Here is a 2,137-nt window from a genome sequence, read left to right as displayed (position 1 = left end):
CCTTCACCCCGAATCCTGGACACGGCTTATGCAGCTTCTGTGAGGGTAGTTGATGTCGTGCCGAGTGCCGTCTCGTAGTCGTTCGGGCTGCAGTGTCCGAGGCGGGAGTGGCGGCGGACGGTGTTGTAGCAGTGCAGCAACCGGAACGCCACGAGTCGTGCTTCGCGCTCGCTGGACCAGCCCGGCGGCCCTGGAGCGTCTCTCGTTCGAAGGCCGCGTTCTCAGCTCTCCGCGGCGGCGTTTTCCGCCCGGCTCCCGACCACGCTCATGCCCTGGATCACGCCGGCCTTCCGGCAGGCGTCGGCGAACGCCCGGCTGGTGTACTGCGCCCCGTGATCGGTGTGAAAGACGGCGCCAGCGAGGCTGCCGCGGGTCCCGCTCGGCCGCGGCCAGGGCGTCGACGACAAGTTCAGACCGCATGTGGTCGGCGATCACCCAGTCGGCCAGACGGCGCGAACACAGATCGATCACGGCCGCCAGGTAGCAGAACTTCCCGCCGCCCACGGGCAGGCAGGTGATGTCGCCGACGTACTTGGTGTTCGGGCGCTCGGCGGTGAAGTCCCGGCCGATCAGGTCCTGCGCTTTGACCGCGGACTGGTCCGGGATGGTGGTGCGGCACTTGCGGCGCAGGCGGAGTCCGGCCAGGCCCAGGGAACGAATAACGCGGGCGACGCGCTTGTGGGTTCACCCTCTCGCCGCCGTCGCGGAGCTCGGCGGTGATCCTGGGGACGCCGTAGGTGCCGTCCGAGTCCCGGTACACCCGGCGTATCCTCGCGGCGAGCCTCGCGTCCTTCGCCTGCCGGGCGACGCGGCACCGGTAGCAGGCCATGGTCACGACCGAGATATACCCGACGGACCGGCACCTGACCCGGATCAGGGGGTGTGACTGCAACGAATAGACGCGGATGTGGCGGCACTGAGGTCTTCTGAAAGGCAAAGGGCGCACGACGGCTCACCCAAACCTCGCCACCCACTCCCGCTTCCGGACACCGTCAGGAGCGGTCACCGCCCTCTTGAGCAGAGCAATACACCTTCTAAAGATAGTGTGACACTCTTCTCTTGCTGTCAAGGCTGGGCCCTGCTCAACACCGTTAAGTTTACCTTCTGTGACGGTTGGCAAGCCCTGTCCCGAAGAACGTGATCTTCGCGGTGGCCCCGGCTGCAGGCAAGGCCCCCGACCTGGTCGACCGGGACTTCACCGCCGAGCACCCGGCGAAAAGCTGGTCGGGGCGGGTAGCCGGAGGGAGTCTCGCCCAATGAGCCTTTTGAGCGGTAGCTCTCCAGGGTGAGGACGGCTCGTGTTGCTGTGGTGGGCCAGGTGGGACTGCATCGTGCCTTGCGGAAGATTCGCCAGGTCTTCAGTCGGGCGATGCCCCGCTCGACGGGATGGCGCAGCCGGGTCTGGGCCCTGTTCAACGACCACTGCTGGACGGCGAGTTCTTGACGTGGACGGCGGCGGTGCGCAACGGCGAAGGTGCCACCGGCACCGAGGGAGCCCAGAACCGCCAGGACCGGGACGCCGAGTCGGACACACGTCGTGTTGATGATCCGGTGTGTGCGGGCCGCGGCGAGGTCATGGGTGCGGCCGGGCAGCACCCTGGAGTTCCACACGATCCTGCCGTCGGGTCGGTGATGACCTGGAGGTTCACGCCGTGACGGCGATGTTTTCCCGAGTGGTCGCCGTGGCCTTCACCGACGCGGTCGCACTCCGCAAGGGTGCCGTCCATCAGTACATACTCCGCCTGCTCCTTCGCCTCACGCAGGGCCCGGGTCGGTCCCGGCGCCCGGCGGGCCAGCAGCGCGACGACGGAGCAGACATAGCAGTGGGCGGTGCCGACGCTGGTTCCAAAGCCGGCCGCGATTTGGGCGAAGGTGATGTGCTGACGCAGGTACACCAGCGCGACCAGGGCACGTCCGGACGGACGTAGCTTGCACCTGCGGTCACCCTCACGAAGGACGATCAGCATCGTCACCGTCTCCACCAGTGCGTGCAGCAATCCAGTGCGGCAGGATACGTAACCAAGGAGGCCCCTCGGGTGATGAGTTCAGACGTCAGACATCTGTCTCAACACCCCTGGGGCCCCGCCCGTTCTGCCCCAACCCCCGTCATCCGATCGGTGACCGAGCTGAAAAGGCT

Annotated in this window: 2 protein-coding genes and 2 pseudogenes; 1 reads left to right on the top strand and 3 read right to left on the bottom strand. The window is 66.9% G+C overall.

What is annotated here, in order from left to right; translation table 11 throughout:
• Window positions 1–3: 3 nt before the first annotated feature.
• The gene (locus tag AZE13_RS39550) at window positions 4–570 is read right to left on the bottom strand and encodes a DDE-type integrase/transposase/recombinase (protein ID WP_398780312.1); all 567 of its coding nucleotides are present in this window, start codon (window positions 568–570) and stop codon (window positions 4–6) included.
• Window positions 571–691: 121 nt separating this feature from the next.
• Window positions 692–829 (bottom strand): annotated as a pseudogene (locus AZE13_RS39545) (IS3 family transposase); the annotation flags it as partial.
• Between the two features lie 284 nt (window positions 830–1,113).
• On the opposite strand from AZE13_RS39545, the gene AZE13_RS37400 reads away from it, so the two are divergent.
• Window positions 1,114–1,260 carry a hypothetical protein gene (locus AZE13_RS37400; RefSeq protein ID WP_181690552.1) on the top strand — a complete coding sequence of 49 codons (147 nt, stop codon included), beginning with the start codon at window positions 1,114–1,116 and terminating at the stop codon, window positions 1,258–1,260.
• Window positions 1,261–1,269: 9 nt separating this feature from the next.
• Here the strand turns inward: AZE13_RS37400 and AZE13_RS35260 are convergent.
• Window positions 1,270–2,023: pseudogene (locus AZE13_RS35260) on the bottom strand (transposase family protein); the annotation flags it as partial.
• Window positions 2,024–2,137: the final 114 nt, after the last annotated feature.

The sequence above is a fragment of the Streptomyces sp. NBRC 110611 genome, from assembly GCF_001590865.1.
In the GTDB taxonomy this organism is placed as follows: Bacteria; Actinomycetota; Actinomycetes; order Streptomycetales; family Streptomycetaceae; genus Streptomyces.
Note: the sequence above shows the minus strand (reverse complement) of the source record. Positions and strands in the feature narration are given on the sequence as shown.